This window comes from Pseudomonadota bacterium, assembly GCA_016719885.1.
GTDB lineage: Bacteria > Pseudomonadota > Gammaproteobacteria.
Genome location: JADJYF010000004.1, coordinates 123,240 through 140,557, shown reverse-complemented (window position 1 = coordinate 140,557; position 17,318 = coordinate 123,240). Strand labels below are relative to the sequence as shown.

Below are 17,318 nucleotides of genomic sequence, written 5' to 3'. Positions count from 1 at the left end.
CGCATCGGTGGACATCGCCACGCAAGGCCGAGCGTCGCCCGGGACCCACACCCGTCCCGCATCGCCAACGGCTAGCGCCGCTGCCCTTGGCCCGGCGAAACGCCCACGCGCGGAGCATTCGCCACGTCGTAAAACAATGACCGTCACCCCGCGGGAGAAGACGGCATCCCTCGCTACCTTCCCGAACGTTGTCGCGGCGTTCGAGGACAACGGCAGCACGCCGGCTGGCGCAATGCCGATCACGCTTGCACTCGAGAGCCGACCCTCGCCCCGGGGATGCGAGCGTCGGCCTGGGCGCGTGATACCGCGGCCGCCCAGGCGCCGAACACGGTGCGGGCCTCTCACCAACAATAAGCAATAAAGAGGTAGTCGCCGATGGTTCGCTTCATTACCTGGGTCGTGACGCACAGACGGACGGTGGTGGGCATGGTGGCGCTGGCCACCGCGCTGCTGTTGCTGCCGCTGCGCCACCTGGAAGTCATCATCGACACCGATCACCTGCTGCCGCAGGCGCATCCCTACGTGATCGCGACCAAGGCCGTCGAGCGGCTGTTCGGCAATCGCTACACGGTGGTGGTGGGCATGAGCGCGCGCGATGGCACGGTGCTGACGCCCCATCGCCTGGAGAAACTGAAAGGGCTGTCCGACGCGCTGGCCACCGTGCCGGGCGCACAGCGCGCCAACCTGCGCAGCCTCGCCTCGCCCAAGATCAAGAACATCGTCGGCAGCGAAGATGGCATCAGCGCGCGCGCCATGCTCGCCAAGCTGCCACACACCCACGCCGAGCTCGAGGCCCTGGCCGCCGCCATCCACAACAACCCGGTGTATGACGGCATCCTCATCTCGCACGATCGCAAGACCGCCGCGGTGATCAGCGAATTCAAGATGAACCCCAAGGGCTTCGGCGCCATCGAACGCGACGTGCGCGCCGCCATCGCGCCCTACGCCGACGACACCGTCGAGCTGATGGTCACCGGCCAGCCGATCTTCCTGTCGGCGCTGGAACGCTTCTCCGATCGCATGGCCTTCCTGCTGCCGATCGCGTTGCTGGTCATCGGCCTGCTGCATTTCGAAGCGTTTCGTACCGTGCAAGGATTGGTGCTGCCGCTGGTGACGGGCCTCGTCGCGATCGTCTGGAGCCTGGGCCTCATGACTTTGCTCGGCCTGCAGCTCGACCCCTTCAGCAATGTCACGCCGATCCTCATCATCGCGGTCGCCGCCGGCCACGCGGTGCAGATCCTGAAGCGCTACTACGAGGCCTACCACGAGCTCGCACCGGCCTACACCGATGCGCGCGCCGCCAGCCGCGAGGCGGTGATACGCGCGGTGTCGGCCATGGGCCCGGTCATGATCGCGGCCGGCGTGATCGCGTCCGCGAGCTTTCTGTCGCTGGTGGTATTCGGCATCCAGTCGATACGCACCTTCGCCTGCTTCGCGGCGCTCGGCATCCTGTCGGCGCTGGTCATCGAACTGACCTTCATCCCCGCCATCCGCGCCATGCTGCCGCCGCCCACGCCGCTCGCCGTGCACCTGGAAAACAAGCAGACGGTGTGGGATCGCATCATCGCCCTGCTCATGCGTACCGTGGCCGGGCCGCGACGTGGCCGCGTGATCGCGGCTGGCGCGGCGCTGGCGCTGTTGGCGCTGGCCGGCACCAGCCTCATCGTCTACGACAATTCGCTGCGCGCCTTCTTCACCGCCGACCAGGCCATGCGCGTCGACGACGCCACCATGAACGAACGGCTGGCCGGCACCAACACGCTGTACATCCTCATCGAAGGCCAGCGCGAAGACGTCATCAAGGAACCGGCGGTGCTGAAGGCCATGCTCGCCACCCAGGCCGAACTCGAAAAGGACGCGCAGGTCGGCGCCACGCTGTCGCTGGCCGATTTCATCGTGCGCATGAACAAGGCCATGCACGGCGACGACGACGCGCAGGCCATCATTCCCGACGACGCCAACCTGGTCGCCCAGTACCTGTTGCTGTACTCGATGTCGGGCGACGAAGGCGATTTCAACAACTACGTCGACGCCGGCTATCGCAACGCGGTGATCCAGGCCTTCGTCAAGACCGACAGCTCGGCGCACGTCGCGCGGCTCGAGCAGCAGCTCATGCCCTTCGTCAGGGCGCATTTCCCGCCGGACGTCACGGTGCGTCTGGCCGGCAGCATCACCACCCCCACGGCAATGAGCGACATGATCGTACGCGGCAAGATAGTGAACCTGTTCCAGATGGGCGCGGCGGTGTTCGTCATCGCCGGTCTCATGTTCCGCTCGGTGCTGGCCGGCCTCTTGCTGCTGGTGCCGCTGGTGATGACGGCGCTCGCCAACTTCGGCCTGATGGGCCTGTTCGGCATACCGCTGCAGATTGCGACCGCCACGGTGGCGGCGCTCGCGGTCGGCGTCGGCGCCGATTACGCCATCTACTTCACCTATCGCCTGCGCGAAGAATTGCGCAGCGGTGACGGTCTCGACATCGCGCTCAAGCGCACCTACGCGACGGCGGGCAAGGCGGTGCTGTACGTCGCCACCGCGGTGGCCGGTGGCTACGCGGTGCTGCTGTTCTCCTATGGTTTCAAAATTCACCTGTGGCTGGGCATCATGATCAGCGTTGCCATGCTGGTCAGTGCGCTGACCGCGCTGACCCTCTACCCGGCCCTGCTGCTGTATTTGAAACCGCGATTCGTCTTCGAGGAGAACCGCCTCGATGCGCAGGGCGCCGGCGCGCTCGGCGTGCTGCTGATCCTGTGCCTGCTGCCTGGCCACGCGGTACAGGCCGCCGAGGACGAGGCCACCGCGCTCATGCAGCGCAGCTTCGACACCACGCTCTACCCGACCACGCGCATGGAGGCGAGCTTCGTGCTGACCGGCAGCGACGGGCAGTCGCGTGAACGCCATGCGCGCGGCTATTCGCGGCTCAACGAAGACGGCATCAACAGCGCACGCCTGACGCGCTTCACGTCGCCGGCCAATATCGCCGGCACCTCCATCCTTTCCATCGAGAACAGCGAGCGCGAAGACGACGTGTGGGTCTACCTGCCGGCGCTGCGCAAGGTGCGACGCCTCGCCGCCGCCGAGAAACGCGATTCCTTTGCCGGCACCGATTTCAGCCACGGTGACGTCATCGGTTACAAGGTCGATGCCTGGCGGCACACGCTGCTGCGCAAGGAAGCCTTGGACGGCGTCGAGTGCGCGGTGGTCGAGAGCGTGCCCGGCAGCGACGAAACCCGGCAGTCGACCGGCTACGGCCGGCGCGTGTCATGGATCCGGCTCGATAACGGCGTGACCGTGCAGGGCGAACTCTACGACGAACACAACGAGCTCATGAAGCGCTACTTCGCGCGCGACTTGAAGGAAGTCGACGCCACCACCCATCACTGGCAGCCGATGGAATTGGAAATGAAGAACGTGCAGAGCGGCCATGCCTCGGTGATCCGCTACGAGAAATTCGAGGTCGGCGTCGAGCTGCCGGCCAAGACCTTCTCCTCGCAAGCGCTCGACAGCGCGCGATGAGGAGTTTTTCCACGCGTGGCGCGGCGCTGCTGCTGCTGGCCGCCATCGCGCAGGGCAGCGCGGCCGCCGGGCCGCTCGACGGCTGGCGCGAACGCGCGGCGAATGCCGGCCTGTCGAGTTCGCTGCGCATGGGCTACTGGCGCTCCAGCCGCAACGTCGACGACCGCCACGACCTGGCGCCCGCCACGCTGTGGCTGAAGGCACAGCACGACAGCGACGGCGGCACGGGATTCCATGCCGAGGGCTGGGTGCAGAGCGAGGACCTGTCCAACGCCGCGGCGCCGGAAGCGGAGCTGCGCGAGATCTACCTCACGCGCAGCGTCGGCGACTTCGATGTGCGCGTCGGCCGCCAGATCGCGGCCTGGGGCCGCGCCGACCGCATCAACCCGACCGACAACCTCACGTCGCGTGACCTGTCGCGCCTGTTTCCCGACGACGACGATCTCAGGCGCGGCAGCGCCATGCTGCGCGTCGACCATGCGCTGGGCGAGAACGCGCAGCTGCAGCTGTACTGGATCCCGGAATTCCGCCCCGAGGTCCATCCGCTGCGCGATCACATCGGGCCCTTCGCCATCGTCGGCGATCGGCGTCCCGACGGCGTCGGCCAGGGCGCCATCAAGATTGACGGCAGCCGCCACGGCGTCGATTGGTCGGTGTCGTATTTCGACGGTCACGATCCGACCGGCGACCTGCGCGCCTCGCGCGACGCGGCGCGGCCTTTCGACCTGGTGCGCGACTACCCGCGTCAACGCACCGTCGGCGCCGACATGGCCACCGTGCAATGGGGTTTGAACCTGCGCGCGGAAGCCGCCTACAGTGACTTCCCCGATCGCGAGCGCAGCGACCTGTCGAAGCGTCCGTTCTTGTTCGCGGTGCTGGGCGGCGATCGCAATTTCGGCGAGAGCATCAATCTCAACCTGCAGTACATCCTGCGGCGCGTGACCAACCATGCGCCGCCGGAGCGCTTTCTGAGCCCCTACCTGCGCGGCATCGCGCTCATCAACGCGGTCGAGTCCGGCCAGCGCGATGACAACCAGAACGGCGCCAGCATGCGTCTCGCCTGGACGCGTCCCGACCAGCTGCTGCGCGCCGAGATCTTCGCCATCCAGGACTTCAGCCACCACGACGGCGTGCTGCGCGCACTGCTGCGCTACGAAGCCAGCGACGAGTGCCGCGTGAGCGTCGGCTACGAATGGAACCACGGCGAGCACGACACGCTGTTCGGCAGCCGCCGCACCAACAACAGCGTGTTCCTCGAAGTGCGCTACGGCTACTGACGGCGCGATGGCGGTCAGCGGCTGATGATGCCGCCGTCGACCGCGAGGTTCTGACGCGTCATCCAGGCGCCATCCGGCCCCACCAGGAACGACACCGCGCCGGCGATGTCGCGGCCCGCGCCGAGACGCGCCAGCGGCGTCATGGCGATCAGCGCCTGCGCGCCATCGTCGGACTCGCCGCTCAACACCTCGCGCAGCATGTCGGTATCGATGAAGCCCGGCGATACCGCATTGATGGTGATGCCGCGTGCCGCCACTTCGCGCGCCGCCACGCGGCAGAACTGTTCGACGGCGGCCTTGGCGCCGAAATAGCAGGCGCCGCCCGGCAGGTTCAGCAAGGTGCCGATGGTCGAAATGCACACGATGCGTCCGCCCTCGCCGAGGTGTTGCAAGGCCTCCTGCAAGCAGAAGAAGGTGCCGCGCGCATTGACGGCATAGGTCCGGTCGAAATCGTCTTCGGTGATGTCCGCGAGCGGTTTGAACACCGCATGGCCGGCATTCGCGACGAAAATATCGAGGCGACCGAATTGCCGCACGGCGGCGGCGAACAGGCGACGAATGTCGTCTCGCCGCGCGATGTCTGCTTGCACGGCAATGGCTTGTCCGCCGGCCGCGACGATGTCCTCGACGCTGGCGGCGGCCGCCGCCGCGTCGCGCGCATAGTTGACCACCACGCGCGCGCCGTCGCTGGCGAGGCGGCGCGCGATGGCGCGACCGATGCCCCGCGAAGCACCGGTCACCAACGCGACCTTGTTGTCGAGTGACGGCATGGGGGGCTCCGCGGAGTGAACGACAGGTGATGGAATTGAAGCGCGAGAGCGTGACGTTCGGCGTCTCGATTCTTGCGCCTGTGCAGGGTCTTCAATGTCCGACTGAAGTCGGACCAACGGCAAACAGGTGCCGTCGGTGGAGCGACGCTTACGAATTGCCACGCAAGTATCGGGAGGTCGCGGCGCCGGCCTGCGCTTACGGTGCTGTCCCCACATCATTCGAGGAGATGGCAATGGGCGCACTGCAGGGCAAGGTCGCGTTGGTCACCGGCGCGAGCTCGGGCATCGGTCGCGCGAGCGCGCGTCTTTTTGCGGCCGAGGGCGCGCGGCTCGTGGTGACGGCGCGACGCGCGCGCGAGCTTGATACGCTGGTGGAAGAAATCGTCGCCGATGGCGGCGAAGCGCTTGCGCTGGCCGGCGATGTGCAGGACGAGGCGCATGCCGAAGCCGCGGTGTCGCTTGCGCGATCGCATTTCGGCGGGCTCGACATTGCATTCAACAACGCCGCCACCACCGGCAACATGACGGCCACGCCGGCGCTCACGCTGGCCGACTGGCAGTCGATCATCGCCACCAACCTCACCAGCGCCTTTCTCGGCGCCAAGCATCAGCTGCCGGCCATGGCCGAACGCGGCGGCGGTTCGTTGATCTTCACCGGCACTTTCGTCGGCTACACGGTCGGCTTCGCCGGCATGGCCGCCTACGCCGCCAGCAAGTCCGGCCTCATCGGCCTCACCCAGGCCTTGGCGGTGGAATACGGAGCGCAGGGCATACGCGTCAACGCGCTGTTACCGGGCGGCGTGGACACGCCCATGGGGCGCGGCTTCGCGCCGAACGAGGAAGCGATGCAGTACGTGCGCGGCCTGCACGCCTTGAAACGCACCGCGCAGCCCGAGGAAATCGCGCAGTCGGCGCTCTACCTGGCGTCGTCCGCCTCGAGCTTCACCACCGGCGCGGTGCTGCTGGCCGATGGCGGGGTGTCGATCAATCGCGGGTGAAGCAGTGAGTACGAGTCGGCGGGCCCATACCTGTCAGGCTGAAGCCTGACCCACAAAGAGTGCCACTTTGCCTGTGGGTCAGGCTTCAGCCTGACATTCCGGTCGCGTGGCGCCGGGCCACCGTCACTTCAATGTGCGAATGAATTCGCACCTACAGGGCACACGGCGAAGCTGGCGGATGGCGGGGTGTCGATCAATCGCGACAGTGGGCTTGGTCTCATCGCTGCGCCCCCCGCCCATTGCAATACACGCCGGCATCGCGACCCCCGCACCACCACCATAATTCGCACCTACGGGGCACACGGCGAATCAGTACCCCAGCTCCGTCGCCGCGCGCTCCAGCACCACCGGCACCGACCACGCGGTGCGCGCCAGGCGGATGTCATCACTGCGGCCGCTGGCATAGAGGCCCGAGGCGCTCATCCAGAACGCCACCGAGCGCATCGCGTACAGCGCGTTGTAGTAACGGCAGCGTTCGATGTCGATGGTGAAACCGGTCTGCGCTTCGTAGTCGCGGAAGAAGGCATCGCGCTCGACCAGGTTGGACAGCAGCGGCGTGCCTTCGCGGTTCAAGTCCGACAGCACGTAGGCAACGTCGTACATCGGGTCGCCCAGCACCTGCAGCTCCCAGTCCAGCACCGCCGAGATGCGGTCATCGTCGATGAGCAGGTTGCCGGTGCGGTAGGCGCCGTGCACCAGGGTCACGTGTTCCGAACTCGGCGCATTGGCTTCCAGCCAGGCGATGAGGTCGGTCAGTATCGGTTCGGGCGCGGCGTCGGACAGCGCGATCAATTCCTTCCACTTGGCGATCTCGCGCAGCGCGAACTCGGGACCGGTGGCCGGCACGCCGAGGAATTCGAGGCCGGCGGCGCGCCAGTCGAGGGTGTGCAAGGTGGCCAGCGTCGAAGTGAAACTCGCCGGCAGGGTGCCGCGCTCGGCGGCGGCCTGGTAATAGGCGCGACCGTCGCGGCCCCACGGGCTCGGACAGCTGCCCGGCACTTTTTCCATGACCAGGAACGGCATGTCGAGGATCGCCAGATCATCTTCGTACCAGTAGACCTTGGGCGTCGGCAGCGCCGTGCCTTCCAGGCATTTCAGCACGCGGTATTGTTCATCGAGACTCGACAGGTGACGCAGCAAGGCATTGCCCGGATCGCGGCGCAGGCACATGCCGCGCGTCACTTCGCGGCCGTCCTCGCGATACTCGAGGTCGAACAGCCAGGTCTCGTGCGACCAGCCGACCGCGATGCGCGAGACATTCGCGAGCGCGAAGTCACGGCCGCCGGGAATGCGGCTCTTCAGGTAGTCGAGGATGCGCGCCTCGAGCTTGGGGTCGTTGGCCGCGCTCATGCCGCGTACACCATGCGACGGTCGATGGATGCACGCAGGTTCTTGCGCACGCGCCCGAGCAGCGCGGTGAACCGTTCTTCGCCCAACTCGGCGCGCGCGCCGTACAGCGCGGTGATGAGCCCGCACAGCGCCTGCTCGTCGCGCTGGGCGGCGAGCGTGGCGACGGCGGCGGTGATGCCGGCCGGCGGCGGCGCCTGTTCCAGCGTCACGCGCAAGTCGTCCAGCAGCGCCAGCGTGTCGGCTTCATCCGCCGCCTTGTGCACGGCGGCGAGCCCGAGCTGACGGCCGAGTTTCTGCAGCACCACGGCCGCCATGAAGGCCTGGGTCTTGGGATATTCGCCCTCGACCGCCGGGCCGATGTCGCGTTTCAAGGTGGTGGCGATGCGTTCCAGCAGCTGGTCGGCGTTCATGGTCAAGGTCAACCTCGTGTTGAATCTTCAGGGCGCGAGCGACATCGGCGTCAGGCTCCTGGCCTGTTCGCGCAGTTTGAATTTCTGGATCTTGCCGCTGGGCGTGCGCGGAAAAGCCGCGATGATCTCGAGCCGCTCCGGCAGGTATTGCTTCATCATGCGGCAGCCGTTGAGATATTCAATCATGCCGCGGAAATCGAGGCTCGCACCGGCGCGCAGGGTGACGAACGCGCAGCCGCGTTCACCGAGGCGCGCATCGGGCATGGCCACCACCGCCGCGTCCTCGATGGCCGGATGGCGATAGAGCAGCGCTTCGACTTCCACCACCGGGATGTTCTCGCCGCCGCGGATGATGATGTCCTTGGAGCGGCCGGTGATGCGGATATAGCCGTCGGCATCCATGCGCGCGTTGTCGCCGGTTTCGATCCAGCCCTCATCGTCGACGCCGTAGGCTTCCGGGCGTTTCAGGTAACCGACAAAGGTCGTCGCGCAACGCGCCTGCAAACGCCCTTCGACCCCATGCGCGACTGGCACACCAGCGTCGTCGAGCACACGCACGGCCTGGTGCGGCAGCGCGCGGCCATCGGTGTCCAGCACTTTCTCCAGCGGGTCGCCGGGATAGGTGGCGGTGGTGATGCCCATCTCGGTCATGCCCCACGCGCTCATCACGTACATGTTGGGATGACTCGCGCGCGCATCTTCCACCAGCACGCGCGGTATCGGCGCGCCGGAACACAGGAACAGGCGCAGGCACGAGGTATCGAAGGCCTTGGCCGCCTCGGTACGCACCAGGTCGCTCAAAAACGGCGTGGCGCCCATGGTGATGGTGCAGTGTTCCTGGCTTATCACGCGCGAAGCCATCACCGGCTCCCACACGTCCTGCATCACGCACGGCGTGCCGTGGTAAATCGAGAAGAGCGCGCCGTACAGGAAGCCGGTCTGGTGCGCGAGCGGCGAGCCCATGAAGATGGCGTCGCTCGCACCGAAGCCGAACAGCTCGCTGGCCAGCAGGCATTTGCACATGAGCGTGTTGGCGGTGTGCATCACGCCCTTGGGCTGGCCGGTGGTGCCCGAGGTGTACATGATCTCGGTGACGTCGTCGGCCTGCATGCGGCGCGCCGCGAACAGCGCCGAGGCGTCGACTTCCGTTTCCCACGCGCGTTCGAGCAGCACGGCCTCGAAACTGCTTGCCGCATCGGCGCCGCCGACCACGAAAACCTTTTCCAGCTTGGGCAGCACGCCGCGCAATGACGCGGCCATGGCCGGGTAATCGAAGCCGCGGAACTCACGCGGCACCACCCACAGCTTGGCTTCGGCAAAGCCCAGCATGTATTCCAGCTCGCGCTCACGGAACACCGGCATCAAGGGATTGATCACTGCGCCGATGCGCACGCAGGCGATGTACAGCGCCGCGTAATGCCACCAGTTCGGCAGCTGCACCGCCACCACGTCGCCGCGTTGCACGCCTTGCGCGGCCAGCGCACAGGCGAGACGCACCGACAGGCGCTGGAGCTCGGCATAGCTCATGCGCGTGGAGGCGCCGGTCATGCTGTTGTGATCGACGATGGCGAGCGCATCGGGCGTGCGCGCCGCCACGTCGTCCAGCGCATCGCTGAACAGGCGGTTCAACCACAGGCCGCGCGCGCTCAAATCCGCGCGGCGCTCCGCGCTCAGTATTGCCTGGTAATCCATGGAAGGGTCTCTGACGGTGTACCGACGCCGAAGATCAAACGCCGCGATCGCGTTTCAGTCGCGCCCAGCGATGCACCGGCCACATGTCCTGGTCTTCGCCATAGGCGACCACGCCATCCAGATCCCAGCGGATGAGGCTGTTGACGTCGATGAAGGTGTGGCGATTGAGGATCACGCGGCTGACCGGCACGCCGACCGCCGTCATCTCGCGGCCCTTGGCGTCGTGGGCCTTGATGGTGATGCGCGTCACCCAATGCTCTTGCGGGCAGCGCTCGAGGATGCGTTCACCGCCGGCCAGGCTCACGGTTACGCCGTCGCGTCGCAAGAAGCCGTAGGCGATGAAATCGCCGTCGGGCTTGACGTTGGTGACGGCCAGGAAACCATGGCCGGCATCGGCGGCGCCGGTCACGTAGGCGGCCTGGCGCGGCCGGTCTTCCGGCCGCCGGCCCCAGGTGCGATCGCGCATGCCGATGCAGTCGATGGCGATGCGCTCACCGTGCAGCACGATTTCGCCATGCACGCGACCGAACTGGTCGAAGTGATGGGCGGAGCCGAAAGTCGAACCGACCGCGGTCAAGGGCTCGGGCGGCATCACGCCGTCGAACACGAGATTGGCCTTGAGACGATCGCCGTCGTCGTAGCCGAGCGCGTAGCGCTGGCAGGGTTCGAGCACCTTGATCGATACGCCGTTGGGCAGACGGCAATCATCGAGATCCTGGTCGCGCGGCAATTGCAGGGCGGTGTAGTTGGCGGTGTAGAGACATTCCCACGGCAGGTGCGCCTTGTCGTCCCACACCCACGCACCGCCGGCCACGGTGCCGATGTTGGGACGGAACATGTTGTAGAACCAGCCGCCGAGCTTGCGCTCGGGATGATGGAAGGAGAACCACGCGGTTTCCGTCGCCCACCAGTCGTCGCCCATCTGATCGAAATGGAAGCGGTCGTCGCGCGGCGTGAAGCTGTGAGCGGTCATGGCGCTACCTCAGAGTTGATGAACGAGCGGCAGGCCGGGCAGCGGGCTGCGTACTTTCACGACGTAGTCGCGGGTCACGCTGCCGATGTAGAGATCGCGCATGTCCGCCCCGCCCCACGACACGTTGGTCGGGCTGTGCATGATCACGCCGCCCGGGTCGGAGAGCATGGTCACCACTTCACCCCGCGGCGTGATGGCGACGACCTTGTTGGCCAACACCAAGGTCACCCACAGGTTGCCTTCGACGTCGAAGCCGCAGCCATCGGTCGGCCCGAGCTGGCTGCGCAGCGCCGGCGTCACCGGACGTTGCGCCTGCACTTCCTTGTGGGTGAGGCCGAGCTTGGGGCCATAGGCTTCGGCCGGCCCCAGCGAACCATCGGCGCGGAGCGCGTAGCGCACCACGCTGCAACTGGTGGTCTGGCACACGTAGAGATGTTGCTCGCCGGCATCGAAGGCCATGCCGTTGGCGAACTGGATGCCTTCGGCGACCACCGTCACGCGTCCGTCGGGATCGAGGCGGAACACCAGGCCATCGTCCTGGCCGTCCCACGCGGCATCCAGCGAACCCCAGGTGGAATGACTGCACCAGATGCGATCCTGGCTGTCGACCAGCGGGTAGTTGCAGCCGAACAGCTTGCGCCCACCGAGTTCACCGACCAGGAGTTCGACTTCGCCGGTGGCGGGGTCGAGGCGTTGCAGCGGCCCGTGTCCGTCTTCCGGTCCGCCGAAGTTGGCGATCAACACGCGACCCTGGCGGTCCATGTTGATGCCATTGGGCGCGCCGCCGGCGCGGCCGACGCGCGTGATGCTGCCATCGGCGTTCAAGCGCGCGCAGGCGCTCGCCTGGTCCGACAGCCACACCGTGCCATCGCGTGCCACCACCACGTCTTCCGGTCGCTTCACGCCGAGTGCGACCTTGCTCGCGCTCGCGAGCGGGATCTCCTGCAATGCCATGACGCTGGCGCTCTCCCCTGTGGTGTTGCGGCGATTATATGTAGCGCGAGGTATTTTGTGGGTCCGACTTCGGTCGGACATGAAGTGGAATGTCAGACTGAAGTCTGACCCACAATGTTCGTGCAGTCGCCCCACCCGATTTCGGCATGAAGCTGCGCGACGCGCGCCCCTATACTGCCCAGCCATGAACGACACGGCGACACCCGACAGCATCGCGCGCGCGCTCGCCACCGTCCTCGCCAATGAATGGCCGGCAGCGAGCGACATCGTCATCACCGATCTACAACGCACCGCCAGCGGCCTGTCGCGCGAGAACTGGGTGTTCGAGGCGCGCTGGCGTGAGCAGGGCGAGGGCCGTGCGCAGCGCATGATCCTGCGCCGCGATCCGGTGGCGAGCCTGCTGTCGACCGACAGGCGCTGGGAATTCCGCGTGCTGCGCGCGCTTGAAGCCACGCCGGTGCCGGCGCCGCCGGTGCGCTGGGTGGACGAAGGCGAGGGCGTGTTCGGCGCGCCCGCCATGATCATGGATCTGATGCCCGGCACCTGTGACTGGCATGTGCTCGCCGGCGAGCGAGCGCTGGCCGAACGCGTCGACCTCGGCCGGCGCTTCGTCGAACTCCTGGCCACCATTCAGAAAGTCGACTGGCGCGCGCTGGCGCTCGGCGACGGGCGCCCCGAGCAGGCCTATGGCGCCCATGCCGAACTCGACTTCTGGCAGGGCGAACTCGAACGCGTCGAGCTCGAGCCTTTGCCGGAAATGCGCCTCGCGCTCGCCTGGCTGCGCGAACACGCGCCGCGCGCACAGGCGGTGGTGCTGGTGCATGGCGACTTCAAGCCCGGCAACGCGCTGCTGGTCGACAACGACATCAGCGCCATGCTCGACTGGGAAACCGCCCATCTCGGCGACCCGCTCGAAGACCTCGGCTGGATCACCAACCCGCCGCGCGCACGTGAGCAGCAGATCGCCGGCCATTGGCAACGCCAGCACATCGTCGCCGCCTTCGAGGCCGCCACGGGGTTTCGCGTCGACCCGGTCGAACTCAACTGGTGGAACGTGTTCTCGTGCTGGAAACTGTCGGTCATCGTGCTGACCGGCGTGGAGGCTTTCGTGGCCGGCAAGATGGAGCGCGTCTATCACAACCCGGTGTGGCTGTTTCAACAGATGTTGTCGATGATGAGATAAGGGCCCTGGCCAAAATTATCTCGTCAACACCGAGGGTGCGGCTGGGTGGTCGCGGCAAGGCGCATTGGCGGCCTGACCAGGGACCTAAGCATGCATCCGAACGTCAGCGAACAACTGGAAGGCATGTGCCGCATTCTCGAAAGCGCGATTGCGCCCGAGCTCGCCAGCGCGCACAGCCAGGAAACGCTGCGCAGCCTGGTCGCCAACGTGCGCATGCTGGGCCGCGCCTGGCACCAGCTGCTGCCCTTCCTGCATTGGGACAACGACGCCATGGGCGCGCTGCTCGGCGACGCGCGCGACGCCGCGGCGGGCGACTTGCGCGCACGACTCGATGCGGCACTGGCCGAGGCGCCAGCCGATGCCGCCGATGCGCTGGCCGCCGACACGCGCAACGAGGCGCTGCGCGCCCTGCTCGGCGACTGCCTGGCCCTGTCGCCAGCCTTGACGGCGCGCATAGGCGCGCACCTCGAGGAGCGTTCACGACGATTTCCGCTGCGCCTGACCGGCGCGGTGCCGAAAACCAAGCGCTGAGGTCCGGCCACCATGTTGACGCCCATGGACGACACGCTGTGGCACCAGATCGCCAGCACCTTCGATCACGTCGGCACCAGCGACCCGCGCTTCTTCGACCGTCACTGGTTCGCGTTCTACGCGCCCGACGGCCACGGCGCCGCGCAGCTCACCATGGGCGCCTATCGCAACATGAACGTGCTGGACGGCGCGGCGGTGGTCATCAATGGCGGGCGCCAGTACAACGCGCGCGCGTCGCAATCCCTGGGCCGCGCCTTCGAACAACGCTGCGGGCCGATACGCATCGAAACCCTGGAACCCTTGCAGTCCTTTCGTCTCGGCATCGAGGCCGGAGAGCATCTGCGCGGTGACATCGAATGGCGCGCCATCGTGCCGCCCCACGAGGAGCAGCCGCATTTCCGCCGCCAGCGCGCGCGGGTGGTGGAGGACTACCAGCGTTTCGATCAGCTGGGTCTCGCCAACGGCTGGCTGGAAACGGCCGGCCAGCGCATCGCGGTCGTGGACTGGTGGGCATGCCGCGATCACTCGTGGGGCGTGCGTCCGCGCATGGGCATACGCGAACCCGTGACCGGCGAGGAGGAAGGCCTGGACGCGCGTGGCTTCAGGCTCGCCTTCCTGTTTTTCTCCACCGACACGCTGGCCGGCCACGTGCAATTGAACGGCCGCGAAGGCGAAGCGCCCTATACCACCGGCATGGTGCGCGATCGCGCCAGCGGTCGCGAATGGGCGGTGGAGGACATCGAACTCGAGGTCGACCTCCATGCCGGCACGCGGCGCTTCCGCCATGCCACGCTCACTACCACGCTCGACGACGGCAGCGCGCTCAGGCTCGACGCCGCCGCGCAAGGTCCGGCCATCGCCATGCAGGGCCTGGGCTACAGCGGCGGCTACGACGATCGCAAGGGACTCGGCGTATGGCGCGGCGCGGAGCGCGTGGAGCTCGATTGCTGGGACGTGTCCGCGCCGGCGCGTATCGACTACGGCAACGGCCACGCCAACGAACATTGGCACCGCATTCAACCGGTAGCGGTTACGGCCACGCACGGTGAAGCGGTGAGCCGGGGCCATGGCAGCATGACCTTGGTGCTGAGCGGGCGCATCGAAAGCCTTGGTCTTGTGTAGGTGCGAATTCATTCGCACATTGCAACCGCACCTTTCATCTCTGGTCGGGCTGAAGCCTGACCCATGTGCGAATGACCGTGGGTCGGCCAGCCTGACTATCAACACGACGAATCAGCCTCCGGGAACAACATCACGCCGACATGACCACGACCCGACGACAAACCTCTCGCCGGCATCCGCGTGGTCGAGTTCTCGCAGATGGTGGCCGCGCCGTCGGCCGCCATGATGCTGGCCGACTACGGCGCCGACGTCGTGAAGATCGAGCCGCCCGAAGGCGACAACGTGCGCAGGCTGCGCTCGGCGGTGGCGCTGGACCTGCCGGTCTCGCCGATCTTCATTGCCTACAATCGCGGCAAGCGCCTCGTCCGGCTGGATCTGCGCGAGGCCGAATCCTTGGCCGTGGCGCGACGCCTGGTCGCCGCCGCCGACGTCATGATCGAAGCCTCGCTGCCGGGCGCGATGGAACGCCTGGGCTTGGGACCCCAAGATGTCCACGCACTCAACCCACGTCTCGTCTACGGCTCGGTATCGGGCTTCGGCTGGAGCGCCGCGGTGCGCGACAAGCGCGGCGTCGATCTGATCGTGCAGGCCGAGAGCGGCATCATGGCCGCCACCGGCCCGCTCGAAACGCCGATGAAAGTGGGCTTCACGGCGGTCGACGCGGCCAGCGGTCATGCCTTCTGTCACGCGCTGCTCGCGGCGCTGTTCAAACGCGAACGCAGCGGGCGCGGCAGCGTGGTGCGCGTCAGTCTCTACGACGTCGCCCTGCATCTGCAGGCCGGGCCGCTGGTCGAATACCTGATGACCGGCACACAGCTACCGCGCAACGGCAACAGCGCGCCGCTCGGCGCACCGGCGGACCTGTTGCGCTGTGGCGAAGGCGCGATCGTGATCGCCGCCTACCTGCCCAAGCACTGGCAAACGCTGCTCGATGAAATCGGCGCTCCACAACTCGCCGACGATCCACGCTTCATGACGCCGTCGGATCGCGTCACCCATCGCCCGGCCTTGATCGCGGCCTTGGAAGCGCATCTCGCGCGCGACAGCGCCAGCGCCTGGGAAGCACGCTTCAGTGCGGCCGGGCTCCTGGTCGGCCAGGTGCGCGATTACGCAGCCGTCACGCAGTCGCCCTACGCCGTGGCGGCCGGCACCATCGCGGCGGCGGGCGATGCTTACGGCGTGCACAACCCGGCGCTGTTCGACGACGCTCCGCGCGGTGCACTCACGCCGCACCGCGAATGCGGCATCGATGACATCGAGTGGCTGAACTGACGGTCGTTGCCGTGTTCCCCGTCCGCAGGTAGTCGCGGCCAGCGGCGCGCCGCTATGCTGAGCGGCACGCATTCGACGCCGAGGGCTCAGCATGGCATCCACATCCACTCGCGACGGCGCCAAGCCGCCGCTCGATCGCCTGGCCCACGGCCTGCGCGGTCACATCAACCGCTTTTCACACACCGTCATCAACGTCTCGGATCTCGCTCGCGCGGTGGAATTCTACGAAGCGACGTTCCCGGTCCGACGCGTCAAGCGCATCAACGGGCCCGCGCAGCGCTATACCGGTCTCGGCATCGAACACGGCCGTTCGAAGGCTGGGTGATGGAGAACCGCAAGGACGCCGCGCCGCCCGGCGACCTGGTGGCGGAATTCCCGGCGCGGCATCTGCACCTGGTCGAATGGAAGACACCGGCGCCGACCGGCCAGCCCTATCGCGAGGCGAATCACGTCGGCATCTATCGCCAGAACTCGCTGGTCGGCAATCTCGACGAGGCCTACGCGAACGTGCTGGCCCACGGTGGCCGCCCCTATGGCGCGCCCAGCGACATCATCCTCGCGCCCGACGGTTTCAAGGTGCGGGTGTTCGGCTTCCGTGATCCCGATGGCTCGACGCTCGAAATGATCGGCGCCGAAGATCCGAACGGCGCCGTCGTCTATCCAGGCATGATGCATCACTGCAATCTCAACGTGCGCTCGCTGGAGCGCAGCTATCGTTTCTATCACGACGTGATGGGTCTCGATCCGCAGGCCTATCTCGAACCGAGCGCCCTGCAGCCGGCCAGCAATGGCTCGCTCGGCGATGCGCTGGCGAACGAAGACGGCTCTGCCTATCTCGGCGGCATGAATTTCGCGGCGACCTTGATGGGCCTGCGCTCCGATTCGCGCAGCCCGCTGGACGTGTTGCAGTGGCACACACCCAAACCCTATGGCGAAGCCTACCCGCTCGCCAATCACCTCGGCATCATTCGCGTGGCCTTCGAAGTGGACGACATCGATGCCGCCCGCGCACGCCTGGTGGCAAGCGGTCAGGCCGGCGTCGGGCCGGTGGAGTGCTGGAACATGGGTGATTTCGGCGAGCGTCGCGTCGTCATCTTCCGCGACCCGGACGGCATCTGGCTGGAGCTGATCGAAGCGCTACCGTACCCGGCGGCACGTCCGCCCTTCGCCTGAAGCGGCGCACGGCGCGGGCGCTATCGTCGCCGACGGTACCGACAAGGCCCCGTGGCTGACAGCAGGGGAGTGTCAGCCACGGGCAAGTTACAAGGAGCGG

Annotated in this window: 15 protein-coding genes; 9 read left to right on the top strand and 6 right to left on the bottom strand. The window is 67.0% G+C overall.

Features of this window, described 5'->3' with window-relative positions; all coding sequences use genetic code 11:
* Positions 1-399 precede the first annotated feature (399 nt).
* On the top strand, positions 400-3,513 hold the full coding sequence (locus IPM80_04335) for an outer membrane lipoprotein-sorting protein (GenBank protein MBK8957665.1): 3,114 nt from the start codon (positions 400-402) through the stop codon (positions 3,511-3,513).
* Positions 3,510-4,790, top strand: a complete 1,281-nt coding sequence (locus IPM80_04330; GenBank protein ID MBK8957664.1) for a hypothetical protein — start codon at positions 3,510-3,512, stop codon at positions 4,788-4,790. The genes IPM80_04335 and IPM80_04330 overlap by 4 nt, the downstream gene beginning before the upstream one ends.
* 14 nt (positions 4,791-4,804) lie before the next feature.
* On the opposite strand, the gene IPM80_04325 is transcribed toward IPM80_04330, so the two are convergent.
* Positions 4,805-5,560 (bottom strand): glucose 1-dehydrogenase, encoded by a 756-nt coding sequence (locus tag IPM80_04325; GenBank protein MBK8957663.1) that lies wholly within the window; start codon positions 5,558-5,560, stop codon positions 4,805-4,807.
* Positions 5,561-5,793: 233 nt separating this feature from the next.
* Here IPM80_04325 and IPM80_04320 point away from each other — a divergent pair, with 233 nt between their 5' ends.
* Positions 5,794-6,558: an SDR family oxidoreductase gene (locus IPM80_04320; protein MBK8957662.1), complete on the top strand. Its 765-nt coding sequence runs from the start codon at positions 5,794-5,796 to the stop codon at positions 6,556-6,558.
* Positions 6,559-6,867: 309 nt separating this feature from the next.
* Here IPM80_04320 and IPM80_04315 read toward each other — a convergent pair whose 3' ends face one another.
* The 5 genes from IPM80_04315 to IPM80_04295 are packed head-to-tail and all read right to left on the bottom strand — an operon-like array spanning position 6,868 to position 11,937.
* Positions 6,868-7,908 carry a phosphotransferase family protein gene (locus IPM80_04315; GenBank protein MBK8957661.1) on the bottom strand — a complete coding sequence of 347 codons (1,041 nt, stop codon included), beginning with the start codon at positions 7,906-7,908 and terminating at the stop codon, positions 6,868-6,870.
* Positions 7,905-8,324, bottom strand: coding sequence for a hypothetical protein (locus IPM80_04310; protein MBK8957660.1), 420 nt, complete (start codon positions 8,322-8,324; stop codon positions 7,905-7,907). Before IPM80_04310 ends, IPM80_04315 begins: the two co-directional genes overlap by 4 nt.
* A 21-nt stretch (positions 8,325-8,345) precedes the next feature.
* On the bottom strand, positions 8,346-10,010 hold the full coding sequence (locus tag IPM80_04305) for an AMP-binding protein (GenBank protein MBK8957659.1): 1,665 nt from the start codon (positions 10,008-10,010) through the stop codon (positions 8,346-8,348).
* Positions 10,011-10,044: 34 nt separating this feature from the next.
* Positions 10,045-10,983 carry a hypothetical protein gene (locus tag IPM80_04300; protein ID MBK8957658.1) on the bottom strand — a complete coding sequence of 313 codons (939 nt, stop codon included), beginning with the start codon at positions 10,981-10,983 and terminating at the stop codon, positions 10,045-10,047.
* A 9-nt stretch (positions 10,984-10,992) separates the two neighbouring features.
* Positions 10,993-11,937, bottom strand: coding sequence for an SMP-30/gluconolactonase/LRE family protein (locus IPM80_04295; protein ID MBK8957657.1), 945 nt, complete (start codon positions 11,935-11,937; stop codon positions 10,993-10,995).
* Positions 11,938-12,121: 184 nt separating this feature from the next.
* Between IPM80_04295 and IPM80_04290 the strand changes: the two genes are divergently transcribed.
* The 6 genes from IPM80_04290 (at position 12,122) to IPM80_04265 (ending at position 17,218) form a co-directional block, all read left to right on the top strand.
* Entirely contained in the window at positions 12,122-13,120 is a 999-nt protein-coding gene (locus tag IPM80_04290; protein MBK8957656.1) for a phosphotransferase family protein, read from the top strand.
* A gap of 90 nt (positions 13,121-13,210) precedes the next feature.
* Positions 13,211-13,651: a hypothetical protein gene (locus IPM80_04285; GenBank protein MBK8957655.1), complete on the top strand. Its 441-nt coding sequence runs from the start codon at positions 13,211-13,213 to the stop codon at positions 13,649-13,651.
* Positions 13,652-13,663: 12 nt separating this feature from the next.
* The gene (locus IPM80_04280; GenBank protein MBK8957654.1) at positions 13,664-14,773 is read left to right on the top strand and encodes a hypothetical protein; all 1,110 of its coding nucleotides are present in this window, start codon (positions 13,664-13,666) and stop codon (positions 14,771-14,773) included.
* Positions 14,774-14,953: 180 nt separating this feature from the next.
* Positions 14,954-16,045: a CoA transferase gene (locus IPM80_04275; protein MBK8957653.1), complete on the top strand. Its 1,092-nt coding sequence runs from the start codon at positions 14,954-14,956 to the stop codon at positions 16,043-16,045.
* A gap of 91 nt (positions 16,046-16,136) precedes the next feature.
* Complete coding sequence (locus IPM80_04270) at positions 16,137-16,370, top strand: VOC family protein (GenBank protein MBK8957652.1); 234 nt, start codon at positions 16,137-16,139, stop codon at positions 16,368-16,370.
* Complete coding sequence (locus IPM80_04265; GenBank protein ID MBK8957651.1) at positions 16,370-17,218, top strand: VOC family protein; 849 nt, start codon at positions 16,370-16,372, stop codon at positions 17,216-17,218. The genes IPM80_04270 and IPM80_04265 overlap by 1 nt, the downstream gene beginning before the upstream one ends.
* Positions 17,219-17,318 lie beyond the last annotated feature (100 nt).

Excerpts from the sequence above, each read along its gene's own strand:
- IPM80_04330 (MBK8957664.1), top strand. The coding sequence starts at position 3,510 with ATGAGGAGTTTTTCCACGCGTGGCGCGGCGCTGCTGCTGCTGGCCGCC.
- IPM80_04325 (MBK8957663.1), bottom strand. The coding sequence starts at position 5,560 with ATGCCGTCACTCGACAACAAGGTCGCGTTGGTGACCGGTGCTTCGCGG.
- IPM80_04320 (MBK8957662.1), top strand. The coding sequence starts at position 5,794 with ATGGGCGCACTGCAGGGCAAGGTCGCGTTGGTCACCGGCGCGAGCTCG.
- IPM80_04315 (MBK8957661.1), bottom strand. The coding sequence starts at position 7,908 with ATGAGCGCGGCCAACGACCCCAAGCTCGAGGCGCGCATCCTCGACTAC.
- IPM80_04305 (MBK8957659.1), bottom strand. The coding sequence starts at position 10,010 with ATGGATTACCAGGCAATACTGAGCGCGGAGCGCCGCGCGGATTTGAGC.
- IPM80_04300 (MBK8957658.1), bottom strand. The coding sequence starts at position 10,983 with ATGACCGCTCACAGCTTCACGCCGCGCGACGACCGCTTCCATTTCGAT.
- IPM80_04295 (MBK8957657.1), bottom strand. The coding sequence starts at position 11,937 with ATGGCATTGCAGGAGATCCCGCTCGCGAGCGCGAGCAAGGTCGCACTC.
- IPM80_04290 (MBK8957656.1), top strand. The coding sequence starts at position 12,122 with ATGAACGACACGGCGACACCCGACAGCATCGCGCGCGCGCTCGCCACC.
- IPM80_04285 (MBK8957655.1), top strand. The coding sequence starts at position 13,211 with ATGCATCCGAACGTCAGCGAACAACTGGAAGGCATGTGCCGCATTCTC.
- IPM80_04280 (MBK8957654.1), top strand. The coding sequence starts at position 13,664 with ATGTTGACGCCCATGGACGACACGCTGTGGCACCAGATCGCCAGCACC.
- IPM80_04270 (MBK8957652.1), top strand. The coding sequence starts at position 16,137 with ATGGCATCCACATCCACTCGCGACGGCGCCAAGCCGCCGCTCGATCGC.
- IPM80_04265 (MBK8957651.1), top strand. The coding sequence starts at position 16,370 with ATGGAGAACCGCAAGGACGCCGCGCCGCCCGGCGACCTGGTGGCGGAA.